We start from the raw sequence: 22,342 nt of genomic DNA, 5'->3' as shown, positions 1-22,342 counted from the left end.
TTTTTGCGGTTTATTTGCCGACGTCGTGTTGCTAAAAGTTTCTGTCCCACTGGCGACATTGAAACGTCCTACAGGGCTTTGTCCTGGCACCATCGTTCCGCTACGATCATGCGCACACGTTTGCGCGGATTTCAGCGCAAGGAGCACAGCGGGACGGAACGGATGCTGAACAGTAACTTGCTTCGAAAGCTCGACATGCAGGACCTCATGGTGTTTATCGCCGTGTATGAGCAAAGCAGCGTCACGGATGTCTCGGAGACGCTGTGCGTCAGCCAGTCCACTGTCAGCTATTGCCTGAAAAAATTGCGCACCAGTTTCGAAGACGAGTTGTTCATCAACACCCGCACGGGCATGCGTCCCACCTACAAGGCCGGCACCATGTACGGCCATGTGCAGAAGATCCTCGAAAGCATCAACCTGTGCCACGCCGGCGCCCCGGCCTTCGATCCGACCCGGCAAGCGGTGACCTTCAATATCTGCGCTCCGGAATACTTCGAGCAATTGGTGCTGCCACGGCTGTTGAAGCGTTTCGACTTCGACGATTTGCCGGTGGTGGTCAACATGCACAAGTTCGAGACCGATGTGCCCGCCGACGAACTGCGCGACGGCAGCCTCGACCTGGTGATCTGTTTCGGCCCCAACTTCCACCGCAGCCACACCGACCTGAAATCGCGGATGCTGCTGGAGGACGATCTGGTCTGTGTCTTCGACAAACGCGCCACGCCGCTGGAACCGCGCCTGAGCCTGCAGGCCTTCACCGAGCGGCGCCATGTGTTCCCGACACCGTGGACTTCCACCACCAACATGGTCGATGGCTGGCTGGCGCGTCAGGCGCAGAAACGGCAGATCGTCGCGCGTTCCAACAGCTACAGCGCGGCATTGAAGATGATCACCGGCACCGATTTCATCCTCACCCTGCCCCGGCGCATCCAGCGTCTGCTGACCAACGACGCGGTGTTCAATCACTGCGAGGCGCCGAACGGCCTGCCGGGGTTCACCCTCGACATGCAATGGAGCCAGAACGCCGATCAGGACAGCGCCAACGTCTGGCTGCGCGAGCAGGTGATCAAGGTGTGCAGTGAGCTGGAAGCGGCCTGAGTCCTACATGCCGATGGCGGTCTTGGTGTAGGAATCGCGGTCGATATCGAGCAACTCCACACACAACTGCACTTCAACTCCGGCCGGCCACTCGCACAGATCCTGCAACACCGCCAGCAGGCTCTCCGAGAGCTGTTTCTTGATCTGCGGCGAGCGACCACTGAGCAGCGCCAGTTTCACATGGATGAAAGCACGCTCACCCATGCCGGTACCGACCTTGAAGGTCTCGACCTTCACCGCCCGGCTCTTGATATCGAACTCCGCAGCGAACTGACCGGAACCCACCAGGGCGTTGTTGAGCCGGATCAACGCCACATCAGCGTTCAACTGCGGCAGGTTGGCGGTGTATTCCATGTGCAGGTGTGGCATGGGGTGCTCCAGTCAGTCGGCAGAAAGGTCGTACATATACCACAGCGCTGCCCTACTCTCCTGCGGCTTTTTCCGAGGTTATCGAGGCCGACGCCTGACGCAATGCCAGGCTTTCCCACAGCGCCACCAGCACCACGATCGCCGTGGTCAGCGCCCCGAGCACCAGCGCCGAAAACCAGTGATTCAACGCCAATGGCAGCGCCAGCATGAGCAACACCAGCCCCGCCAGATGCGACAACGGCGGCAGCGGTCGGTCGGACATGACCCACTTGAACAGCGCATTGCCCAACAGAAACAGCCATGGCCCGCCCACGATCACCAGGATCCCGGCGTCACTGGCGTGATCCGGGTGCACCAGCACCAGTTCGTCGGCCACCGCACTGACAATCACCCCGGCAACAATCAGCACGTGCAGGTAGGTGTAGGCGATGCGCGCCTGGCGCCCGGGATCGCTCGAATGCGCGATGCGGTGATGCGCGCGCTCGGCGCCGCTGTCGAAGTACACCCACCACATGCCGATGCTGCCCAGCACCGCCACCAGAAACGCCATGACTCCGGTGGCGCTCAGCGTCAGTTCAGCGAACGTCGCGCCGGTGACCAGCAACGATTCGCCCAGGGCGATGATCACGAACAGCGCGCAGCGCTCGGCCATGTGATTGCCTTCGACGTTCCAGTCGCTCAACGACGAACGCCCCAGCCCCGGCACCCAGAAATACAGCGAAGGCGAGATCAGCTCGATCAACAGCGCCAGCGCCCAACACAGCAGACGTTGTTGCCCGTCAAGAAAGGCTCCGACGATCCAGAACACGCCGGAGCACATCAACCACGCCAGAATTCGCTGGAAGTTGCGGGTCATGCTCAGCGACTCGCCACGCACCGCCCAGATCGCAAACAGCGTGCGCCCGACCTGCATGAACACGAACGCCGAAGCAAACATCAGCCCGCGCTCGGTGAAAGCCTTGGGAATCGAGGACGACAGCAACAGACCGGCGATCATCAGCCCGAACAGGCCGAGACGGATCGGCAATTTTTCCGGGTCGAGCCAGTTAGTGATCCACGAAGTGAAAATCCACACCCACCACACCGCGACCATCAACAGCGCCACCTGCACCGCGCCCAGAATCGACAACTGCGCGAGCAACGAATGCGAGAGCTGAGTCACGGCAAACACGAACACCAGATCGAAAAACAACTCGACCATGCCGACCTTGCCACTGTCGAGACTGCCGCGCCCACGCAGCAACGATCGGGAAATGCTCATCGGGACAGGCCTCCGCCAAGGTTACTGCCATTGAGCAAAGCAGCCAGACCAGACGAACGCAAACCCTTGTAGGAGTGAGCCTGCTCGCGATGGAGTCGTGTCAGACAACATCAATGTCGACTGACACACCCTCATCGCGAGCAGGCTCACTCCTACAGGGGAGATTTGTGGTGGGATTCAGGGGGCGGTCAGTGGCCGTTCGCTCATGAACGCCTCAAGCCGCGAACGCAGCCAGCGCTCGGCCGGGTCGCTGTCGACGTGGCTGAGCCAGACCATCGACAGATCCAGCATCGGCGTCTTGAACGGAAACGGTTCCTTGAACAACAGCCCGGAGGCAGCCATGGCTTCGGCGGTGTAGTCCGGCAGGCTGGCGATCAGGTCGGTGCCGGCCAGCAATGCCGGCAGCGCACTGTATTGCGGCACCGACAACACCACATGCCGGGTGCGGCCGATTTCCGCCAGCCACTCATCGGCATAGCCGCTGATGTTGGCGGTGTGCGACACCAGTACGTGTGGGCGCGAACAGTATTCATCGAGGGTCAGCGGCGAATCCGAGGCGTCGGCGCGCAGGATGCTTGGCTGGATATGCCGCAGCAGTTTGCGCTTGGCATTGGCCGGCAGGCCCCGGGTCTGACTGATGCCGACGGTGATGTCGCCGGCGGCCAGCAGGTCGGGGATGCGCCAGTAGTCGACGTGTTGCACCACGAACACTACGCTGGGTGCTTCCTGACGCAGCGCCCGCAGCAACGGTGGCAGCAGGCCGAATTCGACGTCATCGGACAGGCCGATCCGGAACGTCATGTTGCTCACGGCCGGGTCGAAATCGTGAGTCAGGCTCAGCGCCACCGACAGCGAGTCAAGGGCCGGCGACAGGTACTTGAACAGCTCTTCGGCCCGGGCAGTCGGCTCCATGCGATGGCCGACGCGAATGAACAGCGGATCGTTGAACATCGCGCGCAAGCGATTGAGCGCCGAACTGATGGTCGGCTGGCCGAGAAACAGCTTCTCCGCCGCCCGGGTCACGTTGCGTTCGAGCATCAAGGTCTCGAACACCACCATCAGATTGATGTCGGCCTTGCGTAATTCATTTCGATTCATCCATTGCCCCTACTCCCCGGTCTGCGGGCAGTTTAGAAAGGCCCATGGACAGCGTCTATGGGCGAAAGGAACAACACCGGCTCAATTCACCGTCAACGCCTGTATCCCGATCGCCAGCTTGCGCATGTCCTTGCCCATGCCCAACTCCCCCGGGCTGATAGCGTTGGCGTATTTGAAACGAATATTCAGCACACCTTGTTGCTCGACACGCTGCTGCACTTCGACCGGCAACTCGACATTCAGGCGATTCGCTTCAGGCTTGACCAGCCGGGTGGACAGCACGCGTACATCGTTGACGAAAATTTCCACTGCTTGCTCGGTGTGTGAAGGGGCCAGCAGCGCAGTGGTTTCCAGCAAGAACGAGTGCACCCGAGCAGTCGGCCGCAGGGCAATTTGCGACTCATTCCCCTCGGACCAGGTGCCCCACGGTTCATTGTTCGCCCACCCTTTACCGAGGAAAAACGTCGCCAGACTGCTGGGATTGAACACGACTCTCTCGCCCGACTTGAGTGGCGGGATCAGCGTCAATGGGTCCGGGGCCGATATCGGCAGGCAGTCGGCGCAACGCTTCCAGCCCGGCGCCAACACGTTCAACCCGTCAATTCTGGCGAGCACATCGGTGTCGCGATTCAAGGTCAGAGCTGCTTCCAGCACAGTACGGTTACTGAGCACGTACAGGGTATCGGCTGCATAGTTTCCAGAACTGACCATTCGATCCGACACCGCTTGAGCGGCTTCAGTGGCAACCGTACTGACGCGCCCAAGGTAGACCGCGTTGGTCGGCAAGTGATGGCGACCTGAGTAGTCGGCCAGGGTCATCCACTGTTCCGGATAATTCTCCGGTCGCAGCCAGCGCACTGCCTGATAACGCTTCGCCGCCTGCTCCCAGAACGGGTCGACCAATGGCGTCTTCCATGTGGGCGACGGCGTGGCCATGAAGAAACCGCGCGACACCGCCCAGCCGGCGCGCGTGTCTGCCACCTGAACCACCAGCGCCACACTCAGCAGCATCAACGCCACGCGCGAGGAGTGCCCGCGAATCACCACATAAAGGATCGCAAAAATGGCCATGTACATGAGCGGCCAGATCATTCGCCCCGAGCCACGAAAAATCGTGGCCACGGCAACCACCGCATCCGGCAGCGGAATCCTGAATTCGAATGGCCCTATGCCGATATTGTTGGAAACGGCGAATATCGCCAGCCCTGCCAGCGCGAGCAAAACCAACGGGTAACGGCGAGCCTTGGCTCCCAGGTCAGTCGTCCCTTGCAGCACCGGCACCAAGGCAAAGATCCCCAGGCAGATCACGCCCAGGCCCAGAAATGCGAACCCGTCGCCGTCGCCCAGTACACCCGGCATGTCCTGCAAGGTATAGGACCAGACACCCGCATCGAAAAAGGTCAGCACATTCGCCCGGAACAGGCCATACCCCATCAACGCCAGACCGCTGTCGCCTATGCTGAAATAACCCGCCTGCCAGCAGCAGACACTGACCAGCAGAAACAGACCGATCAACTCGATCAAGGCCTTACCCGGCGTCTGGCGCCGCTGAAGGGTTTTGGCGGCAAGGTCGGCAAGCCAGATCAACGCAACCATCGCCAGCAAATAAGCGTGCACCAGCGCAGCCGCCGCCAGCAGCGCGCCCCAGGCGAGGCGGCGTTTCGGCGTAAAGGGGCGCAATGCCAGATATAACCCTGCCAGCAACAGAAAATGCCCAGCCAGGGACAGATGTACGCTCATGCGGACGATCATCGCCGGAATGAACAAAAACATTCCTGCACCAAGCAAACGCAACGCCACGTCGCGACTGAACAGGCCAATCAGCTTCCAGGCAAACCAGCTCTGCAGAACGAAACACGTCAGTAGCCACAGGCCGAAATACTGGAAAGGTTCAGGCAACAGGGCTGAGAACGGTTTGAAGATAAAAGCGAACAACGGATTGGAATCCGAGAAAATTATCCCGTTACCCAACTCCAGCCCATAGCTCGGGTTAAGCCCCAGTGGAAACGTCCAGGGCGAATGACGAAAAAAAACCCAACCCTGATAGTGCGTGGCGGGGTCGCCGTCGCCCAGCCATGCAATGTTCATCGGGTTCAAGGCACGTGGGCCGACCACAATGAAAAACGCCAGAATTCCCAAGAGCACGGGCAGCAGCGCAGTCGCCCGATGTGTTGCGGAGAGCTTCATCGATACGTCCAGAAGTTGTGCAAGACAAACGTGAATGCCGGAATCGTCAGCGCCACCGCGACAATGCCCAACAGATAATTCAACCCGGCCACCTGCGCGGCCCAGGCGACAAACATCGCCAACAGAAAACCGCACGCCGATACCGATAGAAATCGCAGCAATGTTCTGCCGTGCAGTCGGGCGGAGAAACTCCAGGTGGTGTTGATCACGTAAGACACCACCGTCGCCACGGCAAACGCCACACCGTTGGCCAGCGGCGGTTGCGGCGCAACGAAATTGATGAACAGCACAGCCACCAGCGCATGCAGCGCGGTGACGAACAGACCGGTCACGGCAAAGCGCAGACCGCGCTGGATCAGCGTTTTCCTTTCAACTGAAGTCACGGTTTTTGCGCCAGCACGAACACGCTCAGCCCGGCCAGACGGTTGTGGCTCATCAGCGGCAGCTCGAGGCTGCACAACGTCTTGAGCACGCCGTTGACCAAGGGATGATGGCGTTTGAGCTGAGACTGCGGCGCTGCTGCCTGCGGCCCTTTGGGCAGCAAACGCAACGCCGCCGCGATCGGAAACACCGCGCCGAAATAGTAGGCACCGCGCTGCACGCTCAAACCGGCATCACGGGCCAGGGTTTCAAACTGCGGCAGGGTGTAGCGGCGCTTGTGTTCGAGGAAGTCGTCGTGACCGCTCCACAGGAACTGAAACGCCGGCACGGTCATCAGGAAACGGCTGCCGGACGGCACCTTGTCAACGTAAGCCTTGAGCAGACCGAGGTCATCGTCGACATGCTCCAGCACATCCATGAGCAGCACCAGATCGGCGTCGATGGCGTCGATATCGCGGCGGTAATGCACCGGTTTGCCGGCGGTGGTCGCATCGGAGTCGGCGGGGTAACTGATGTCGACGCACCACGCCTCTTGCGCCGCGGTTTGGGTCAATAAATGGTGCGAGAAAAACCCGGAACCGGCGCCCACGTCGAGAATCCGCGTGATCGGTACATCACCGAGCAGACGACGAGTCGCCGCCGCTTTGGAGCAGTAATACCAATGCTCACCGATGCTGTCGCCGAGGATATCGGTTTCCTTGAGATCCATGTTTCAGTCCTTGGGGTCGTAGACGCGACGCACCAGAAAAACCGGCCGGCGTTTGGATTCGATATAAGTGCGGCCGAGGTACTCGCCGAGTACGCCGATGCCAATCAATTGCAGGCCACCGAGGAACGTCACGGCCACCATCAGCGAGGCATAACCGGGCATGTCGACGCCGTGGATCAGCGTGCGCAACACGATAAAAATGGCAAAGGCGAAGGACACCAGCGACACCGCGGCGCCGATGTAAGTCCAGATCCGTAACGGTTCGGTACTGAAACTGGTGATGCCTTCCAGGGCAAAATTCCACAGCCGCCAGCCGTTGAATTTGCTCTGCCCCGCCACGCGCTCGGGCCGCTCGTAATCAACGTGGGTAGTCCGAAAACCGACCCAGGCGAACAGGCCCTTCATGAAGCGCCGGGACTCGGGCAAAGTCAGCAAGGCATCGACTACACAACGGTCCATCAGGCGGAAATCGCCGACGTTTTCCGGCAGCGGTTGCTCGGCGATCTTGTTGTGCAGGCGGTAAAACCAATGCGCCGACGTCTGCTTGGCCCAGGTGTCGCTGCGGCGGCTGACGCGATGACCGAGCACCACTTCATAGCCCTCGCGCCATCGCTCGATCATTTGCAGAATGACTTCGGGTGGGTCCTGCAGATCGGCATCGATAGGCACCACAATCTGCCCGTTGGCGATTTGCAATCCCGCAGACAACGCCGCCTCTTTGCCGAAGTTACGGCTCAGATCGACGATGCGCAGCCGCGAGTCGTGCCGCTGACGATCCAGCAGCCGCTCAAGTGTGGCATCAGTGCTGCCGTCATTGATGAACACCAGCTCCAAAGCAATTGAGGCTTGGTGCTGGAAGACTTCATCGATGCGCAGAATGAACGCGTCGAGACTGTCCTCCTCGTTAAAAACCGGGACAACCAGCGATAACGTGACCCGTGTGGCCTGTGCCGTTCCATGCTCAGTCAATGGAGTGCTCTTTTTATAGTGTTTGTCGGTCGTCGAAGCATTTTCAACGCCATGAGCCGTCCCGTATTAAGCAGTAGCGCCGATAGCCTTGCAAGGTGCAAAGGGCGACATTCTGGCCAATCCAGACGCCGATGCGTGCGCTCTAGCCCGCACTCTTCAGAAACATCTGCCAACGATTGGAAACAAATACCCGATAGCGAAAAAAACTCGCTCCGCTAGGCTTGCGACGATGCGCCACACAGGTTGTCGCAAACACCATCGCAAGGAGCGAACTGAATGTATTTCGAGATCTACAGGCAATCCCGAGGCACCCCGAGCACCGGCAAAGGCCAATGGCGCTGGAGACTGCGGGCGGGGAACCACGAGACGATTGCCAGTGGCGAGTCGTATGTGAACAAGGCCGATTGTTTACACGTGATCGAGTTGATCAAGGGTGTGCAGGGGGAGACGCCGGTGAAGGAAATCTGATGGCGCCGCGTCCTACAGCCTCTTCCTTTTTCGTCTGAAGCACTGGCAAAGCACTTTTGCGCCCCTACGCTGTTCAGCGTACGGGGCCATCCAGCCCTGTTTTGCCAAATGACGTTCAAACTCAAAAGGAGCCGCACCATGGCTAGAGACAAAGCGAAAGACGACAAGCACTTCAACTGCACCCAAACACACGAAGCCGACTACGTCGCCAGCCTCTATCCGCACGCCAAGGACGAAGTGAAAACCTTCCTGGCCTCGGCTTGCAAGGACAACACCCTGCGTAACTCGACGCACAAGGAAGTGTATGACCTGATCAAACAGAAGCTCGGGCATCCGCAGCCGTGAGTGGCTGAGGCGGGTGCTCGGTAAAACTCGCAGATACAAAAAAGCCCTGTAGCTTCTCAGCTACGGGGCTATTTGCTCTGTTCGGGAACGACGTACAACCTCCAGACCAGAATCAAGCTAGGCATGGGCCTCTCGGTCAAGAACATCCGCAACCCACTGATTAATGCTTTTTTGAGCCAATTGCGCTTTTACGGCAACAGTCGCATGAAGAGCTGGCGCCAAACGCAGACTGAGATTGCCCGAATAAGGCTTTTGAGGAGCACGGCCCAGTTTTGCGCAAGTCTCCAGATAGTCAGTAACAGCCTCTTCGAACGCTGACCGAAGCTCTTTTACAGATTCGCCATGAAAACCTACAACGTCCTTGATCCCAGCGATATGACCAACAAAAAGACCGTCTTCATCACTGTATTCAATTCGGGCCGCATACCCGTTGTAATTCATCACGTTCATGGAGTGACTCCTGCTTGTTCAAGAAAAGCCCGAGCATCACGAACCTGATAGGGCTTTGCTTCTTTATCCGGGTGAGGTCGGTGGAACGTAGCAACCACACCTCTTAATTCAAACCGAACTCGCGAACCATTGCCTTCCACGGTTCTGGCCCCGACCGCATTGAACAGAGACTCGATGCGCGCCCATTCCAACGTGGCGGGTGTGGGTCGTGAAAATATAGCTGCGAGCGTACCGAGTTGTTTGTTGTTCATAGTATTACACCATGATACCGCGCAGGAAAAATTGACAATCGCGATTCATATCGCTGATCCATGAAGCGCCCCCTTGAACAAGCGGATAACGCCACCCTCCAAGCTTGAAAACGGCGTCTTTTTATCCGAATCCGGTCAATATTGGGCACATAGGTCAGGATAAGGAGTGATTGGAAATAGAGCTGTAGGTAGACTCCGAGAGTTACGTACGAACCGGCATCAATCGAGTCACATCCGATTATCGAGTTTTCAACCTCGGGTTCCGGCGACAGGATTTGCTGATTACTCAAGCGAGCAGAAACAAAAAAGCCCCGTAGCTTCTCAGCTACGGGGCTTTTTCTATATATGGCGGAGAGATAGGGATTCGAACCCTAGGTACCGGTGAAGGTACAACGGATTTCGAATCCGTCCCATTCGGCCACTCTGGCATCTCTCCAACGGCGCGCATCATAACAACACTTCTGCCGAAAGCAAACCCTCTTTCGAAAATTTTCTTCGTGCTATCAGATGCTTGCGTCGATTAAAGCGGTACACCCAGACGATTGGCGACTTCTTCGTAGGCTTCGATGACGTCACCGAGGCCCTGGCGGAAGCGGTCTTTGTCCATCTTCTTCTTGGTGTCCTTGTCCCACAGGCGGCAGCCGTCCGGGCTGAACTCGTCGCCGAGGACGATCGAGCCGTCGCTGAACACGCCGAATTCAAGCTTGAAGTCCACCAGCAGCAGGCCTGCGTCGTCGAACAGTTTGCTCAGGACTTCGTTGACCTTGAGCGACAGTTCTTTCATGCGTGCCAGTTGCTCGGCGGTGCCCCAACCGAATGCCACGACGTGGGATTCGTTGATGAACGGGTCGCCCTTGGCGTCGTCCTTGAGGAACAGTTCGAAGGTGTACGGGTTGAGCTTCATGCCCTCTTCGACGCCCAGACGTTTTACCAGGCTGCCGGCGGCGTAGTTACGCACGACGCACTCGACCGGGATCATGTCCAGCTTCTTCACCAGGCACTCGTTGTCGCCCAGCAGCTTGTCGAATTGGGTCGGAATGCCGGCCGCTTCGAGTTTCTGCATGATGAAGGCGTTGAACTTGTTGTTCACCATGCCTTTGCGGTCGAGCTGCTCGATGCGCTTGCCGTCGAACGCCGAGGTGTCGTTGCGAAACAGCAGGATCAAACGGTCAGCGTCGTCGGTCTTGTAAACCGATTTGGCTTTGCCGCGGTAGAGTTCTTCACGTTTTTCCATGATGGGCTCCGCTTGCTAAGTAGATGGGCTAGGCGATATGGCGCCAGTCGAGCCCTGAATCTTGATCGGCCAGTTGCAGCCAGTCCGGGTCGCACCCGAGGGTGGCGACGAAACATTGCCGGGCCAGCTGCGGCAGGTTGTTCTTGCTGCTCAGGTGGGCGAGAACCAGATGCTGCAAGCCCTGCCACCCCAACTCGGCCACCAGGAATGCCGCCTGATGGTTGTTCAAATGTCCCAGCTCGCCGCCCACCCGTTGCTTGAGAAAGTACGGATAGTGACCACGGGCCAGCATGTCGCGGCAGTGGTTGGACTCGATCATCAACGCATCGAGATCCCGATAGCCGTCCAGCACCCGCTCGCAATAGGAACCCAGGTCGGTCAGCAGGCCGAAGCGCCGCTGCTCGTTATCACTGAATACGTACTGGGTCGGCTCCTGCGCATCATGGGCCACGGCAATGACCCCGATGTTCAGTGCGCCGATCTGCAGCTGCTCGCCGCCGGCCAGAAAGCCTGCGGGTTCGATCGGTTTGCGCATCCCGCGCAGTGTGCCGCGACTGAGGTAGACCGGCAGATTGTAGCGCCGAGACAGCAAACCCACGCCATGCACGTGGTCGGCATGTTCGTGGGTTACGAGTATCGCGCTCAGTTGCGCCGGGTGAACCCCCAGACGCAACAGGCGTTTTTCGGTTTCCCGCAGGGAAAAACCACAATCCACCAGCACATAGGTATCAGCGCTGGCGATCAGCGTGCCGTTCCCTTGGCTACCGCTGCCGAGAACGGCAAAGCGCATGTGATCAGCCCAGGTTGTCCTGAATCACGCTCAACACTTTGCGCGCCACATCGGCCGGCGCAACGGTATTGATGTTCTTCTCTACGGTCACCTGAACGTTCTCACCGACCTTGCTCAGGCGAACCTGATAACGCTCGGCGCGGGCTTCAACTTCTTCCTTGGTCGGCGCACTGCCGAACAGGCTGCTGAAGAAACCAGGCTTGTCGTCTTTCTTCTCGGCTTTCTCGGCCAGGTTGATGTAGTACAGGCCCAGGCTGCGGTTGATGTCTTCAACGCGCCACTGACCTTGCTCCAGCGCACGACCGACGCTCGACCAGGCACGATCCAGGTCCGGACCGACGTTCAGTACCGGGTTGCCACTGCCGTCTTCGCTGAGGCTGACACGGCTCGGGGTATCGAAGTCACGCGAAGCCAGCATCGACACCGAACCACCCTTCTCGGAGATCCGGCTCATGCTCGCGAGCATGTCGTCGACCAGCGCTGCGTCCAGGCCAGTGTTGACCGAACGGTTGGTGAAATCGACGTCGGCGGTGCTGCCGGCAGGACGCTCGGCGCTGACCACGTAGATTTCACTGGTGTTGCGCTGCACGCCTGGCTCGATACGCACCCGCACGCGGGTTTCGCTGTCGGCACCGACACCGGCGGCGCTCAGGCGCTTGGCCATGGCGGCGGACAGTTCGTCGGAATGCTGCCAGGTGGTGGTGAATTCGCCGGTTTGCGGACGCTGTTCATCCAGCCGAAAACCATTGTCCTGGAAGAACTGTACCGCCACTGGCCAGACTTCGGCCGGCGGGTGCTGGGCCACGACCCAACGCGAGTCACCGCTCTTCTGCAGCGAGTAGTCGGTCGCCTCGGCAACCGCCGTCAGCGGTTGCGGGCGCGGTACCACGTATTCGCCCTTCGCCGTGTCATCAGCCACGTTGCGCGGGATCGGCAACAGCGGATCCAGACGCTTGGAGGTGCTGACATTCGGTGGCAGTTGCATCGGTGCAGTCTGTTGCGCTTCCAGGTAATCGCTACCACGGTCACGGAAATAACCTTCCGGGCCCCAGACCCATCCGCAGCCACTGGTGCTGGAGATAATCAAGGCAAGTGCGGAAAGTCCGGCCATTCGCTTCATGCGTTGTACTTCCTCAATTAAACCAGGACGCTGCACTGGCGCAGGGCCGTGCGAAGCGTTTCATGACAAGGAGCGCTCAGCCAGGTCAACGGCAGGCGGATGCCTTCGTGCATCAGGCCCATTTCAACCAAAGCCCACTTCACCGGAATCGGGTTGGCTTCGATGAACAGGTCCTTGTGCAGCGGCATCAATTTTTCGTTGATCGCCCGTGCGGTCTCGGCGTCGCCTTTCAGCGCGGCCTCGCACAGGTCAGCCATTTCGCGCGGGGCGACGTTGGCCGTTACGGAGATGTTGCCTTTGCCACCCAGCAGGATCAGCTCGACCGCGGTCGGATCATCGCCTGACAGCACGATGAAGTCCTTGCTCACGCCGTCGATGATGGCTTTGGCGCGTTTCAGGTCGCCGGTGGCTTCCTTGATGCCGATGATGTTCGGCACGGTGGACAGGCGAATTACGGTCTCGGCCTGCATGTCGCAGGAGGTGCGGCCGGGAACGTTGTAGAGAATCTGTGGAATGTCGACGGCTTCGGCAATGTGCTTGAAGTGCTGGTACAGGCCTTCCTGGGTCGGCTTGTTGTAGTACGGAACTACCAGCAGGCAGGCGTCGGCGCCGGCTTCCTTGGCGTTGCGGGTCAGCTCGACGGCTTCGCGGGTCGAGTTGGCGCCGGTACCGGCGATCACCGGAATGCGCCCGGCTACCTGTTTGACCACGGCTTTGATGACGGCGATGTGTTCTTCTACATCAAGGGTCGCCGACTCGCCGGTAGTACCGACCGCGACAATGGCATGGGTGCCGTTCTTGAGATGGAAGTCCACGAGTTTGCTGAGGCTGTCCCAGTCAAGACGCCCTTGTGCATCCATGGGAGTGACCAGTGCCACCATACTGCCCGCAATCATGAAACCGCTCCTGCCGGAAAAAGAGAGCGGTAATGGTACTGGCGCCAAGATGCTTGCACAAGCGAAGTACTGCGCCGCCATTCCCCTTGGCGTCGGTTTTCGCTACCCTTCAGACTTTGATCGGTACAGATCAGCTTGTACGCCGGGTTCCAGCCTCCCCTTTCGGCCTCCCAGGCCCCGTTCCAGTGTCGCTGCTGCACGCTCCGCCTTTATTGGAGCGAATTGCGAGCCACGGCCCGGGGCTTTCTGAACGGGCACGCGCAGACGCTTCCCGACGGCCAACGCCCATCGACCTACCGACCGCTCATCGCTTTAGGAATGCTGCATGTCCACCCCCACAGTTCGCGAACAATTCCTTGTCATCAGTGCCCTTGGCGCCAACCCCATGGAGCTGACTAACGTCCTGTGCCGCGCCAGCCATGAAAATCGCTGCGCCGTCGTCACCTCCCGCCTGACTCGCCATGGCGAATGCAGCGCCCTGGTGCTGGAAATCTCCGGCAGCTGGGACGCGCTGGCCCGCCTCGAAGGCAGCCTGCCGACCCTGGCCAAGCGCCACGCATTCACCGTCAACGTGGTACGCAGCGCGGCCCTGGAAAATCGTCCACAGGCCCTGCCGTACGTGGCTTATGTCAGCTCGGCGTATCGCCCGGACATCATCAACGAGCTGTGCCAGTTCTTCATGGATCACAACGTCGAGCTGGAAAACCTGACCTGCGATACCTATCAGGCCCCGCAGACTGGCGGCACCATGCTCAACGCCACGTTCACCGTAACGCTGCCGGCCGGCACCCAGATCAGCTGGCTGCGCGACCAGTTCCTGGACTTCGCCGACGCGATGAACCTGGATGCGCTGATCGAACCTTGGCGCCCACAAAACCCAATGTAAGGAAGCTTTCATGGCCGTTGTCATCGACCAACCGGTTGCGGATTTCGAAGCACCTGCCACCAGCGGGCAGACCGTCAGCTTGTCCGCCCTGAAGGGCAAGCAAGTGGTGATCTACTTCTATCCGAAGGACAGCACCCCCGGCTGTACCACCGAAGGCCAGGGTTTTCGTGACCAGTACGCGGCGTTCCAGGCCGCTAATACCGAGATTTTCGGTATCTCCCGCGACAGCCTGAAGTCTCACGAGAACTTCAAGTGCAAGCAGGAATTTCCGTTCGAGCTGATCAGCGACAAGGACGAAGCCGTCTGCCAGCTGTTCGACGTGATCAAGTTGAAGAAACTGTATGGCAAGGAATATCTGGGCGTTGATCGCAGCACATTCCTGATCGACAAGAATGGCGTGCTGCGCCAGGAATGGCGCGGCGTGAAAGTGCCGGGGCATGTGGATGCGGTGCTGGCTGCGGCTCAGGCGCTGAACAAGGCCTGATATTTCTGCGTCGTTTTCACTGACGCCTTCGCGAGCAAGCTCGCTCCCACATTTGGAATGCATTTCAAAATGTGGGAGCGAGCTTGCTCGCGAAGGGGCAATAAGCCTCAGCGAATAGCTCGGCTCTAAAGCAATGGAGCCACAACCGGCTCCTTGCGCGGCCACGCATCCAGCACGGCCTTGAACAGCGTCGCCAGCGGAATTGCGAAGAACACGCCCCAGAACCCCCACAACCCGCCAAACAACAGCACCGCACAAATGATTGCCACCGGGTGCAGGTTAACCGCCTCGGAAAACAGCAACGGCACCAGCACGTTGCCATCCAGGGTCTGAATGATCCCGTAGACCGCCATCAGATAGATGAACTGATCGCTCCAGCCCCACTGGAACAACGCAATCAGCAACACCGGCACGGTCACCACCACCGCGCCGACGTACGGCACCACCACCGACACCCCGACCAGCAACGCCAGCAGCGCCGCATAGTTGAGGCCGAGCGCGACGAACGCGATGTAGGTCACGCCGCCACAGATCACGATCTCGATGACCTTGCCACGAATGTAGTTGGCGATCTGCCGGTTCATTTCCTGCGCCACGCGGGTGATCAGCGCTCGCTCACGGGGCAGATAGCCGCGCACCCACTCGCCGATCATGGCCCGATCCTTGAGGAAGAAAAACACCAGAATCGGCACCAGCACCAGATAGATCATGATGTTGACCAGCAGCGGCAGGCTCGACAGCGAGAAGGTCAGCGCCCATTGGCCGAACTTGCCGATTTCGCCACGCGCCGCTTCGATGGCCTGCAGCACCTGCTCGTCAGAGACCAGATGCGGATAGCGCTCCGGCAGCAACAGCAGCAGCGACTGCCATTTGGCGAGCATCCCCGGAAGTTCGTTGAACAGCGTGATCAACTGATGCCACAGCAACGGCAAGACCACCACGATGAACACCAGCAACACGCCCATGAACAGCGCAAACACCAGCCCCACCGCCGCCGCACCAGGCAAGCGCATGCGTTCAAGAGCGAGCACCAGCCCCTGCATCAGATACGCCAACACCATCCCGGCCAATACCGGGGCGAGCATGCCACCGAGCGTGAGCACCGCGGTGAAGGCGAGAAACAGCAGCACCGCCAGCACCACCGCTTCTTCGTCGGAAAAGTAGCGCTGAATCCAGTCGCGTAACACTTTGAACATCAATAATCCTTAGGTCTTTTACGCTGTCGGTTCAGGCTTTTTTCAACCAGTAACGGTAGACGCCCGCTTCGTCTTCTTCGCGCAGCAGCGTATGACCGGCCAGACGGGCAAAGGTGCGGAAGTCACGCTGCGAACCCGCGTCCGTGGCGATCACCTTGAGCACCGCGCCGCTGGGCAGCTTGTTGAGTTCCATCTTGGCCTTGAGCAACGGCAACGGGCAATTCAGGCCACTGGCGTCCAATTCACAGTCATGGGCTACAGCGTCAGTCATTGCGTCACTCCGGTTCAGGTGGTTGAGGCGCCTAGAATATCTGGTCGCAAGCCCGGTGTCCGGCTACAGTAAGGTCTTTGTCTTCTAAGGCTTTGTGCATGACATTTCTGCGCCCTACCCTGCTGACGCTCGCTTGCCTGCTCGCCTCACCGGGCTTTGCCGACGATCTGCCGTCACTTGGCGACGCCAGTTCTGCCATTGTCTCTCCGCAACAGGAATACCAGTTGGGCCGCGCCTGGCTGGCCATGTTGCGCAGTCAGGTTGCACAGCTCAACGATCCGCAGCTCAAAGACTACGTCGAATCCAGCGTCTATAAGCTGGTGGAAACCAGCCAGGTGACCGATCGTCGCCTGGAATTCATCCTGATCAACAGCCCGCAACTCAACGCCTTCGCAGCGCCGGGGGGCGTGGTCGGGGTCAACGGTGGCCTGTTCCTCAACGCGCAGACTGAAGGCGAATACGCCTCGGTACTGGCCCACGAACTGGCTCACTTGTCACAGCGCCACTTCGCGCGCGGTGTAGAAGCTTCGCAGCGGATGCAGGTGCCGATGATGGCGGCGCTGCTCGCCGGGATCGTGATTGCCGCCGCCGGTGGCGGTGATGCCGGGATCGCAACCATCGCCGGTACTCAGGCCGCAGCCATTCAGTCGCAGCGTACCTTCTCGCGCCAGAACGAGCAGGAAGCCGACCGTATCGGCATCCTCAACCTGGAAAAGGCCGGATACGACCCGCGCTCGATGCCGACTATGTTCGAACGCCTGATGCGCCAGTATCGCTTCGACGCCAAGCCACCAGAATTTCTGCTGACTCACCCGGTGACCGAATCGCGTATCGCCGACACCCGTAACCGTGCAGAACAAGCGCCAGCGGGCGGCATTGAAGACAGCATGCGCTATCAGTTGATCCGCGCCCGCGTACAGCTGATCTACGAAGAAACCCCGGGACTGGGCGCCAAGCGCTTTCGTGCACAACTGGATGAGAATCCGAAAAACGACGTGGCGCGCTACGGCCTGGCGATCGCCCAGATCAAGGGCGGCCAGCTCAATGAAGCCAGGGAGAATCTCAAACAGCTGCTGGCCAAGTCACCCAACGAGATCATCTACAACCTCGCGCAGATCGACCTGGACATTACCAACAACCGCCTGCCGGATGCGCAAACGCGGGTTGACCGCATGCTCACGCAATATCCGGGCAATTACCCGCTGAATCAGGTTCGGGTCGATCTGTTGCTGAAACAGAATCGCACCGCCGACGCCGAGAAAGCCCTCGACAGCTTGCTCAAATCCCGTCCGAATGATCCGGACGTGTGGTATCAGGTCGCCGAAACCCGTGGCCTCTCTGGCAACATCATTGGTCTGCATCAGGCCCGCGCCGAGTACTTCGCGCTGGTCGGCGATTATCGTCAGGCGATCCAGCAGCTTGATTTTGCCAAGCGCAAGGCGGGCAGCAACTTCCCGCTGTCCTCGCGGATCGATGCACGCCAGCGCGAGCTGATGGAGCAGGAGCGCATGATCAAGGACATGATGGGCTGAGTTTTCATCAGCGATATAAAAATTTCAGGCATAAAAAAACCGCCTCTTTCGAGGCGGTTTTTATTTCACCGCAACCGGGTTATTCAGCCAGTTTGAAGGTGATGAAGCTCGCGCGACCTTCACGCAGGACGCGCATCGACACCGAACGATTCTTCGGCAGCGCCTTGGCGATCTCGGCGAACTCCTTGGTGGAGCCGATGGCCTGGTTGTTCAGGTGAGTGATCACGTCACCCGGTTGCAGACCGATCAAAGCCGCAGGACCGTCCTGAACTTCCTTGATCACCACTCCGCCCTTGAGGTCGTAGGTTTTCTTCTGCTCAGCGGTCAGTTCCGCCACCGAAACGCCGAGGCGGTTGCTGCTGCTTTCCGCACCCGACTTCGGCAGTGCTGCCAGTTCTTTGTCCTCGTCCGGAATCGCGCCGACGGTCAGCTCGACATTCTTGCGCTTGCCGTCACGGATCACTTCGAGGTTGGCCTTGGCGCCCGCTTTCAGCGCACCCACCAGGTGTGGCAGGTCGGCGGACATGACGATCGGCTGACCGTTCATGCTCAGGATCACGTCGCCCACTTGCAGGCCACCCTTGGCTGCCGGACCGTCATCCTGAATCTGCGCAACCAGCGCACCGGCCGGCTTATCAAGACCGAACGACTCGGCCAGATCCTTGTTCACTTCCTGGATGACCACGCCCAGCCAGCCGCGGCTGACCTTGCCACCGCTTTTCAGCTGATTGGAAACGTCCATCGCCACGTCGATCGGAATGGCGAACGACACCCCCATGAAGCCACCGGAACGGGTGTAAATCTGCGAGTTGATCCCGACCACTTCACCGTTCAGGTTGAACAGCGGGCCACCGGAGTTACCCGGGTTGATTGGCACGTCGGTCTGGATGAACGGCACGTAGTTTTCGTTCGGCAGGCTACGGCCGACGGCGCTGACAATACCTTGGGTCACGGTGTGGTCAAAGCCGAACGGCGAACCGATTGCCACAACCCACTGACCCGCCTTCAAGTCCTGGGACTTGCCGAGCTTGAGCACCGGCAGATCCTTGCCATCGATTTTCAGCAGGGCCACGTCGGAGCGTGGATCGGTGCCGATCAGCTTGGCTTTCATTTCACTGCGATCTGCCAGACGCACGAGGATTTCGTCGGCATCGGCAATCACATGGTTGTTGGTCAGGATGTAGCCATCGGAGGAAATGATGAAGCCCGAACCGAGCGATTGCGCTTCACGCTGACGATCGCCGCGCGGCGAACGCTGCTGAGGCGGCATGCCACGCTCGAAGAACTCGCGCAACATCGGCGGCAAGCCTTCCAGGTCAGGCATCTGCTGGTTCACCTTGCGGTCCGGCAGCTTCTGCGTGGTACTGATGTTCACCACTGCAGGCGAGGCCTGTTCAACCAGTTGGGTGAAATCCGGCAGGTCGGCCGCCTGGGCAGCGGGGACAGCCTGACCCAGCACCAGCACGGTGGCGAAAATGGAGAGATAAGACTTCAAGCTAAGTATCGACATACAGCTCCCGTTACGACGAGCAGGGTTAAGCGATATGGAGCAAGGAACACCGGGAACCGCGGGCCGGTATTTTTGTTCCGGGAACAACAGACAAGGCCAGAGCCGTGAGGCTCTGACCTATAAAAAACTTTCGGGTGATTTGCAAATGAAAATGCTGAGCAAACATTTCATCTACGTCTCGAAGAAGAAGTGGAAATGACTGAAATCAGCTCACTGCTTGCTGGTTGCAGCGCCATCGTTGCGCATCGAAAGGGCAATCCTCTCGGCCGTGCCGATTGGAATTTCGCCGACCACCGTCACCATCATCTCACCCTCAGGCGTAGTGAGGCGGCGGGAAACTGCGACAGTCGGCCCCAACTGCGTGCGGGTATCGGTCACTGTTGCACCGTTCAACGGCTCAAGAAACACTGAAAACCGCGCCAGCCCGTCGTCATACATCAGGCTGCTGACTTGAGTTTTGGTTTCGGAATCTTTGTGTGAAGTACTGCTGGTCAGCACGAAACCCGGAGGCAGCCAGTCGGAATGCCAGACCTGAGCCGTTTTCACGGCAGACGCCTTGTCACTATCAATAGTGACGGCCTTGCACTCGGCGCCAGCTTGAAGGTCTTTGTCCGACGGGACATCAGCGGTATCGAGGCTGGTGAACTGGAAACGCTCGAGTAGCTGCCCTTTATCGTTGAGCAACAACGACTTCAGTGGCAATCCGGTCTGTTTATCCAGATGCAGTTCGAAACCATAACGATGCTGGTCGCGAGGCGTCAACGATACGATGACCGCATCACGCCCGGCCACGCGCGACTTGCCGATGACGGCAAGCTCATACCAGTTTTTCAGCTTTTGGGGATCAAGCGAACGAGCGGTCGAGTTGGGAGAGTCTCCCAACCCCGCAATCAGAGTGCCGCTGACGCATTGAGTATGCCCATCAACACGCACGACTTCCTGAGCCGAGCCGTCGAGCTGAAGCAAACGCTCGCGGACCTGACCACTCTGGACACGATGCCAGATATTGTGGGTAGAAAAACTACCGTTACGCTCGTATACGAAAGTGCCTTGGAAGCTTTGCTGCTGCTCGGCCTGACCCAGGCGGATCAACCAGTCCTGGGCCTCGTCGGCATGGGCTGGAACAATGAACCAGCCGCTAAGCAGAAGCGAAAGTAGAGGTATGGCGCGCATGATCCTCCTTAACGGTTTTCCATGCTTGCTGCACGCGCATAAGGCAGAGCGCTTTCAGTACCTTTCAACGCAGCTTGCTGAGCATGCTGACGCAGATAGCCTGGCAGACGCTGATCGTGCCAGCCTGGCTGACCTTGCAGAACGCCGTTGGCCATCGGCCCCGTAGTTTCCGAGCTTTCCTTGTAGCCAGCCAGGACGGCCGGGCCTTTGACCTGCGGCGCAACCAGCGAAGGCTGATTGGACTGCTGGGCCAGTTCGACGCCAGCGATTTCGTCCTGGTTGTACAGGCGCACACCAGCCAATACCGCAACGGTCACCGAAGCCGCAACGGCCAGACGACCCAGATTGCGCCAAGGGCCGCGGGATACTTTGGCTGGAGCCGTTTCGTCTTCCAGCGCAGCAGAAACTGCCGCAGCAATGTCCAGACGCGGAAGCAGCAGATCCTTGTGCATGGCTGCCCGAGCGATCTGATAACGAGCCCAGGTCTCACGGGTTTCAACATCGTCCAGTGCATTGATCACTCGACGCAATTCCAGTTCGTCCGCTTCGTTATCCATCACTGCGGACAGCGATTCCTGCAGGGCTTCACGACTCATGGCGTTCCTCTCTTGGCTGTCGCCGCTGTCTCAGTTTTCCTGCAACAACGGCTGCAGGGCTTTATCGATGGCCTCCCGGGCGCGGAAAATCCGGGAGCGCACGGTACCCACCGGACACTGCATGACGCTCGCAATGTCCTCGTAACTCAGACCATCGAATTCACGTAAAGTTAAAGCCGTACGTAAATCCTCTGGCAGTTGCTGAATGGTTCGATGGACGGTGCCTTCGATCTCATCCCGCAGCAACGCGCGTTCCGGCGATTCGAGATCCTTCAGGCCGTGATCGCCGTCGTAGAACTCTGCGTCTTCAGAACTTACATCGCTATCCGGCGGCCGGCGGCCGCGTGAAACCAGATAGTTCTTTGCCGTGTTGATGGCAATGCGGTAAAGCCACGTATAGAACGCGCTGTCTCCGCGAAAGTTTCCTAGCGCTCGGTAGGCCTTGATAAAGGCTTCCTGAGCCACATCCTGGGCTTCATGGGTGTCGTGCACGAAACGCACGATCAACCCGAGAATTTTGTGCTGATATTTCAGCACCAGCAGATCGAAAGCTCGCTTGTCGCCACGCTGAACGCGCTCGACCAGCTGCTGATCCTCTTCCTGGGTTAGCATGAACACTCCTCGATAAGCATGGAGGAGGCTTGCATAACTAAACGACCAGACTTGCAAACATAGACTCGGGCTTTTCGCAAAAGTTCTCCCCCTCCAGGCAAGTTTCCTGCGGGCTCTGATTTGGCACGCACGAAAAACGCAGCGCGGGATAAACCGGCTGCGCGAATAATCTTGTCATCGGTTCGCCGGCAAAAACCCAATCGCAGGTTCTGCATTGAAGCCGACACTGTCCCGTGCTTCTGGCAACTGACTATTGATCTTGGGCCTCTGGCAAAAGTTCCAATTATTTATAGCCGTGCTGAAGCGACATTGAGCAACCGCGTGCTGAAAAAGCCTGTTTCATCCTCGATACAGTCGCCTTTTCCCAAAACGACAGAAAAAAACGTCCGACGAAACGTCAAGCTTTTGTCGTCACAGTAGTTTCACAATGCCATACGAGCTCGGCTATTGTGCCGC

25 protein-coding genes and 1 tRNA gene are annotated in these 22,342 nt (G+C 58.9%); 6 read left to right on the top strand and 20 right to left on the bottom strand.

Features of this window, described 5'->3' with window-relative positions:
• Positions 1–162: 162 nt before the first annotated feature.
• Positions 163–1,098, top strand: a complete 936-nt coding sequence (locus KCG87_RS10800) for a LysR family transcriptional regulator (RefSeq protein ID WP_027614513.1) — start codon at positions 163–165, stop codon at positions 1,096–1,098.
• A gap of 3 nt (positions 1,099–1,101) precedes the next feature.
• On the opposite strand, the gene KCG87_RS10795 is transcribed toward KCG87_RS10800, so the two are convergent.
• From KCG87_RS10795 to KCG87_RS10765, 7 genes are all read right to left on the bottom strand, one after another.
• Positions 1,102–1,467: a 5-carboxymethyl-2-hydroxymuconate Delta-isomerase gene (locus KCG87_RS10795; RefSeq protein WP_210557893.1), complete on the bottom strand. Its 366-nt coding sequence runs from the start codon at positions 1,465–1,467 to the stop codon at positions 1,102–1,104.
• 52 nt (positions 1,468–1,519) lie between these two features.
• Complete coding sequence (locus tag KCG87_RS10790) at positions 1,520–2,728, bottom strand: low temperature requirement protein A (protein ID WP_134785673.1); 1,209 nt, start codon at positions 2,726–2,728, stop codon at positions 1,520–1,522.
• A gap of 177 nt (positions 2,729–2,905) precedes the next feature.
• Positions 2,906–3,826 (bottom strand): LysR substrate-binding domain-containing protein, encoded by a 921-nt coding sequence (locus KCG87_RS10785; RefSeq protein WP_027614510.1) that lies wholly within the window; start codon positions 3,824–3,826, stop codon positions 2,906–2,908.
• Positions 3,827–3,907: 81 nt separating this feature from the next.
• Complete coding sequence (locus KCG87_RS10780) at positions 3,908–6,013, bottom strand: DUF6311 domain-containing protein (protein WP_210557895.1); 2,106 nt, start codon at positions 6,011–6,013, stop codon at positions 3,908–3,910.
• Positions 6,010–6,396 carry a GtrA family protein gene (locus KCG87_RS10775; RefSeq protein WP_027614508.1) on the bottom strand — a complete coding sequence of 129 codons (387 nt, stop codon included), beginning with the start codon at positions 6,394–6,396 and terminating at the stop codon, positions 6,010–6,012. The genes KCG87_RS10780 and KCG87_RS10775 overlap by 4 nt, the downstream gene beginning before the upstream one ends.
• The gene (locus tag KCG87_RS10770; protein WP_210557897.1) at positions 6,393–7,103 is read right to left on the bottom strand and encodes a class I SAM-dependent methyltransferase; all 711 of its coding nucleotides are present in this window, start codon (positions 7,101–7,103) and stop codon (positions 6,393–6,395) included. Before KCG87_RS10770 ends, KCG87_RS10775 begins: the two co-directional genes overlap by 4 nt.
• Before the next feature lie 3 nt (positions 7,104–7,106).
• Positions 7,107–8,072: a glycosyltransferase family 2 protein gene (locus tag KCG87_RS10765; protein ID WP_027614506.1), complete on the bottom strand. Its 966-nt coding sequence runs from the start codon at positions 8,070–8,072 to the stop codon at positions 7,107–7,109.
• A gap of 276 nt (positions 8,073–8,348) precedes the next feature.
• Here KCG87_RS10765 and KCG87_RS10760 point away from each other — a divergent pair, with 276 nt between their 5' ends.
• Together KCG87_RS10760 and KCG87_RS10755 are read left to right on the top strand one after the other, a co-directional pair.
• Complete coding sequence (locus KCG87_RS10760) at positions 8,349–8,540, top strand: DUF1508 domain-containing protein (protein WP_007963291.1); 192 nt, start codon at positions 8,349–8,351, stop codon at positions 8,538–8,540.
• A 138-nt stretch (positions 8,541–8,678) separates the two neighbouring features.
• A complete protein-coding gene (locus KCG87_RS10755; RefSeq protein ID WP_027614505.1) occupies positions 8,679–8,885 on the top strand; it encodes a hypothetical protein in 207 nt (68 codons plus the stop codon).
• A 117-nt stretch (positions 8,886–9,002) separates the two neighbouring features.
• On the opposite strand, the gene KCG87_RS10750 is transcribed toward KCG87_RS10755, so the two are convergent.
• From KCG87_RS10750 to dapA, 7 genes are all read right to left on the bottom strand, one after another.
• Positions 9,003–9,335, bottom strand: a complete 333-nt coding sequence (locus tag KCG87_RS10750; RefSeq protein WP_047598089.1) for a type II toxin-antitoxin system HicB family antitoxin — start codon at positions 9,333–9,335, stop codon at positions 9,003–9,005.
• Positions 9,332–9,586, bottom strand: coding sequence for a type II toxin-antitoxin system HicA family toxin (locus tag KCG87_RS10745; RefSeq protein ID WP_081730304.1), 255 nt, complete (start codon positions 9,584–9,586; stop codon positions 9,332–9,334). The genes KCG87_RS10750 and KCG87_RS10745 overlap by 4 nt, the downstream gene beginning before the upstream one ends.
• Before the next feature lie 346 nt (positions 9,587–9,932).
• Positions 9,933–10,022, bottom strand: a tRNA-Ser gene (locus KCG87_RS10740).
• An 84-nt stretch (positions 10,023–10,106) separates the two neighbouring features.
• Positions 10,107–10,820: a phosphoribosylaminoimidazolesuccinocarboxamide synthase gene (gene purC / locus KCG87_RS10735; protein WP_007963288.1), complete on the bottom strand. Its 714-nt coding sequence runs from the start codon at positions 10,818–10,820 to the stop codon at positions 10,107–10,109.
• Between the two features lie 28 nt (positions 10,821–10,848).
• On the bottom strand, positions 10,849–11,610 hold the full coding sequence (locus tag KCG87_RS10730; RefSeq protein ID WP_210557899.1) for an MBL fold metallo-hydrolase: 762 nt from the start codon (positions 11,608–11,610) through the stop codon (positions 10,849–10,851).
• Between the two features lie 4 nt (positions 11,611–11,614).
• Positions 11,615–12,730: an outer membrane protein assembly factor BamC gene (gene bamC, locus KCG87_RS10725; protein ID WP_027614466.1), complete on the bottom strand. Its 1,116-nt coding sequence runs from the start codon at positions 12,728–12,730 to the stop codon at positions 11,615–11,617.
• 17 nt (positions 12,731–12,747) lie between these two features.
• A complete protein-coding gene (gene dapA, locus KCG87_RS10720; RefSeq protein WP_041070368.1) occupies positions 12,748–13,626 on the bottom strand; it encodes a 4-hydroxy-tetrahydrodipicolinate synthase in 879 nt (292 codons plus the stop codon).
• Between the two features lie 325 nt (positions 13,627–13,951).
• Between dapA and KCG87_RS10715 the strand changes: the two genes are divergently transcribed.
• Positions 13,952–14,512 (top strand): glycine cleavage system protein R, encoded by a 561-nt coding sequence (locus tag KCG87_RS10715; RefSeq protein WP_007963284.1) that lies wholly within the window; start codon positions 13,952–13,954, stop codon positions 14,510–14,512.
• A 10-nt stretch (positions 14,513–14,522) separates the two neighbouring features.
• A complete protein-coding gene (locus KCG87_RS10710) occupies positions 14,523–14,996 on the top strand; it encodes a peroxiredoxin (RefSeq protein WP_003222570.1) in 474 nt (157 codons plus the stop codon).
• A 125-nt stretch (positions 14,997–15,121) separates the two neighbouring features.
• Here the strand turns inward: KCG87_RS10710 and KCG87_RS10705 are convergent, their stop codons facing one another.
• Both KCG87_RS10705 and KCG87_RS10700 read right to left on the bottom strand, forming a co-directional pair.
• The gene (locus KCG87_RS10705; protein WP_003222568.1) at positions 15,122–16,192 is read right to left on the bottom strand and encodes an AI-2E family transporter; all 1,071 of its coding nucleotides are present in this window, start codon (positions 16,190–16,192) and stop codon (positions 15,122–15,124) included.
• 31 nt (positions 16,193–16,223) lie between these two features.
• The gene (locus KCG87_RS10700; protein ID WP_007963279.1) at positions 16,224–16,463 is read right to left on the bottom strand and encodes a sulfurtransferase TusA family protein; all 240 of its coding nucleotides are present in this window, start codon (positions 16,461–16,463) and stop codon (positions 16,224–16,226) included.
• 98 nt (positions 16,464–16,561) lie between these two features.
• On the opposite strand from KCG87_RS10700, the gene KCG87_RS10695 reads away from it, so the two are divergent.
• Positions 16,562–17,995 (top strand): M48 family metalloprotease, encoded by a 1,434-nt coding sequence (locus tag KCG87_RS10695; protein WP_007963277.1) that lies wholly within the window; start codon positions 16,562–16,564, stop codon positions 17,993–17,995.
• A 79-nt stretch (positions 17,996–18,074) separates the two neighbouring features.
• Here the strand turns inward: KCG87_RS10695 and KCG87_RS10690 are convergent, their stop codons facing one another.
• From KCG87_RS10690 to rpoE, 4 genes are all read right to left on the bottom strand, one after another.
• Complete coding sequence (locus KCG87_RS10690; protein ID WP_123586894.1) at positions 18,075–19,505, bottom strand: DegQ family serine endoprotease; 1,431 nt, start codon at positions 19,503–19,505, stop codon at positions 18,075–18,077.
• Between the two features lie 210 nt (positions 19,506–19,715).
• Positions 19,716–20,678 carry a MucB/RseB C-terminal domain-containing protein gene (locus tag KCG87_RS10685; RefSeq protein WP_098967666.1) on the bottom strand — a complete coding sequence of 321 codons (963 nt, stop codon included), beginning with the start codon at positions 20,676–20,678 and terminating at the stop codon, positions 19,716–19,718.
• Positions 20,679–20,686: 8 nt separating this feature from the next.
• Positions 20,687–21,274: an RseA family anti-sigma factor gene (locus KCG87_RS10680; protein WP_003222558.1), complete on the bottom strand. Its 588-nt coding sequence runs from the start codon at positions 21,272–21,274 to the stop codon at positions 20,687–20,689.
• 30 nt (positions 21,275–21,304) lie between these two features.
• Positions 21,305–21,886 carry an RNA polymerase sigma factor RpoE gene (gene rpoE / locus KCG87_RS10675; protein ID WP_003172477.1) on the bottom strand — a complete coding sequence of 194 codons (582 nt, stop codon included), beginning with the start codon at positions 21,884–21,886 and terminating at the stop codon, positions 21,305–21,307.
• Positions 21,887–22,342: the final 456 nt, after the last annotated feature.

It is taken from the genome of Pseudomonas sp. MWU347 (assembly GCF_017947305.1).
GTDB lineage: Bacteria > Pseudomonadota > Gammaproteobacteria > Pseudomonadales > Pseudomonadaceae > Aquipseudomonas > Aquipseudomonas putida_A.
This window is presented reverse-complemented; position numbering and strand designations above follow the sequence as displayed.

What these genes read in the sequence shown, in the direction of transcription:
- KCG87_RS10685 (WP_098967666.1), bottom strand. Translation starts at nt 20,678, where the DNA reads ATGCGCGCCATACCTCTACTTTCGCTTCTGCTTAGCGGCTGGTTCATT.
- KCG87_RS10800 (WP_027614513.1), top strand. Translation starts at nt 163, where the DNA reads ATGCTGAACAGTAACTTGCTTCGAAAGCTCGACATGCAGGACCTCATG.
- KCG87_RS10705 (WP_003222568.1), bottom strand. Translation starts at nt 16,192, where the DNA reads ATGTTCAAAGTGTTACGCGACTGGATTCAGCGCTACTTTTCCGACGAA.
- KCG87_RS10795 (WP_210557893.1), bottom strand. Translation starts at nt 1,467, where the DNA reads ATGCCACACCTGCACATGGAATACACCGCCAACCTGCCGCAGTTGAAC.
- KCG87_RS10755 (WP_027614505.1), top strand. Translation starts at nt 8,679, where the DNA reads ATGGCTAGAGACAAAGCGAAAGACGACAAGCACTTCAACTGCACCCAA.
- KCG87_RS10715 (WP_007963284.1), top strand. Translation starts at nt 13,952, where the DNA reads ATGTCCACCCCCACAGTTCGCGAACAATTCCTTGTCATCAGTGCCCTT.
- KCG87_RS10790 (WP_134785673.1), bottom strand. Translation starts at nt 2,728, where the DNA reads ATGAGCATTTCCCGATCGTTGCTGCGTGGGCGCGGCAGTCTCGACAGT.
- KCG87_RS10745 (WP_081730304.1), bottom strand. Translation starts at nt 9,586, where the DNA reads ATGAACAACAAACAACTCGGTACGCTCGCAGCTATATTTTCACGACCC.
- KCG87_RS10690 (WP_123586894.1), bottom strand. Translation starts at nt 19,505, where the DNA reads ATGTCGATACTTAGCTTGAAGTCTTATCTCTCCATTTTCGCCACCGTG.
- KCG87_RS10770 (WP_210557897.1), bottom strand. Translation starts at nt 7,103, where the DNA reads ATGGATCTCAAGGAAACCGATATCCTCGGCGACAGCATCGGTGAGCAT.
- KCG87_RS10750 (WP_047598089.1), bottom strand. Translation starts at nt 9,335, where the DNA reads ATGAACGTGATGAATTACAACGGGTATGCGGCCCGAATTGAATACAGT.
- bamC (WP_027614466.1), bottom strand. Translation starts at nt 12,730, where the DNA reads ATGAAGCGAATGGCCGGACTTTCCGCACTTGCCTTGATTATCTCCAGC.
- KCG87_RS10700 (WP_007963279.1), bottom strand. Translation starts at nt 16,463, where the DNA reads ATGACTGACGCTGTAGCCCATGACTGTGAATTGGACGCCAGTGGCCTG.
- rpoE (WP_003172477.1), bottom strand. Translation starts at nt 21,886, where the DNA reads ATGCTAACCCAGGAAGAGGATCAGCAGCTGGTCGAGCGCGTTCAGCGT.
- KCG87_RS10710 (WP_003222570.1), top strand. Translation starts at nt 14,523, where the DNA reads ATGGCCGTTGTCATCGACCAACCGGTTGCGGATTTCGAAGCACCTGCC.
- KCG87_RS10760 (WP_007963291.1), top strand. Translation starts at nt 8,349, where the DNA reads ATGTATTTCGAGATCTACAGGCAATCCCGAGGCACCCCGAGCACCGGC.
- KCG87_RS10695 (WP_007963277.1), top strand. Translation starts at nt 16,562, where the DNA reads ATGACATTTCTGCGCCCTACCCTGCTGACGCTCGCTTGCCTGCTCGCC.
- KCG87_RS10730 (WP_210557899.1), bottom strand. Translation starts at nt 11,610, where the DNA reads ATGCGCTTTGCCGTTCTCGGCAGCGGTAGCCAAGGGAACGGCACGCTG.
- purC (WP_007963288.1), bottom strand. Translation starts at nt 10,820, where the DNA reads ATGGAAAAACGTGAAGAACTCTACCGCGGCAAAGCCAAATCGGTTTAC.
- dapA (WP_041070368.1), bottom strand. Translation starts at nt 13,626, where the DNA reads ATGATTGCGGGCAGTATGGTGGCACTGGTCACTCCCATGGATGCACAA.
- KCG87_RS10785 (WP_027614510.1), bottom strand. Translation starts at nt 3,826, where the DNA reads ATGAATCGAAATGAATTACGCAAGGCCGACATCAATCTGATGGTGGTG.
- KCG87_RS10780 (WP_210557895.1), bottom strand. Translation starts at nt 6,013, where the DNA reads ATGAAGCTCTCCGCAACACATCGGGCGACTGCGCTGCTGCCCGTGCTC.
- KCG87_RS10680 (WP_003222558.1), bottom strand. Translation starts at nt 21,274, where the DNA reads ATGAGTCGTGAAGCCCTGCAGGAATCGCTGTCCGCAGTGATGGATAAC.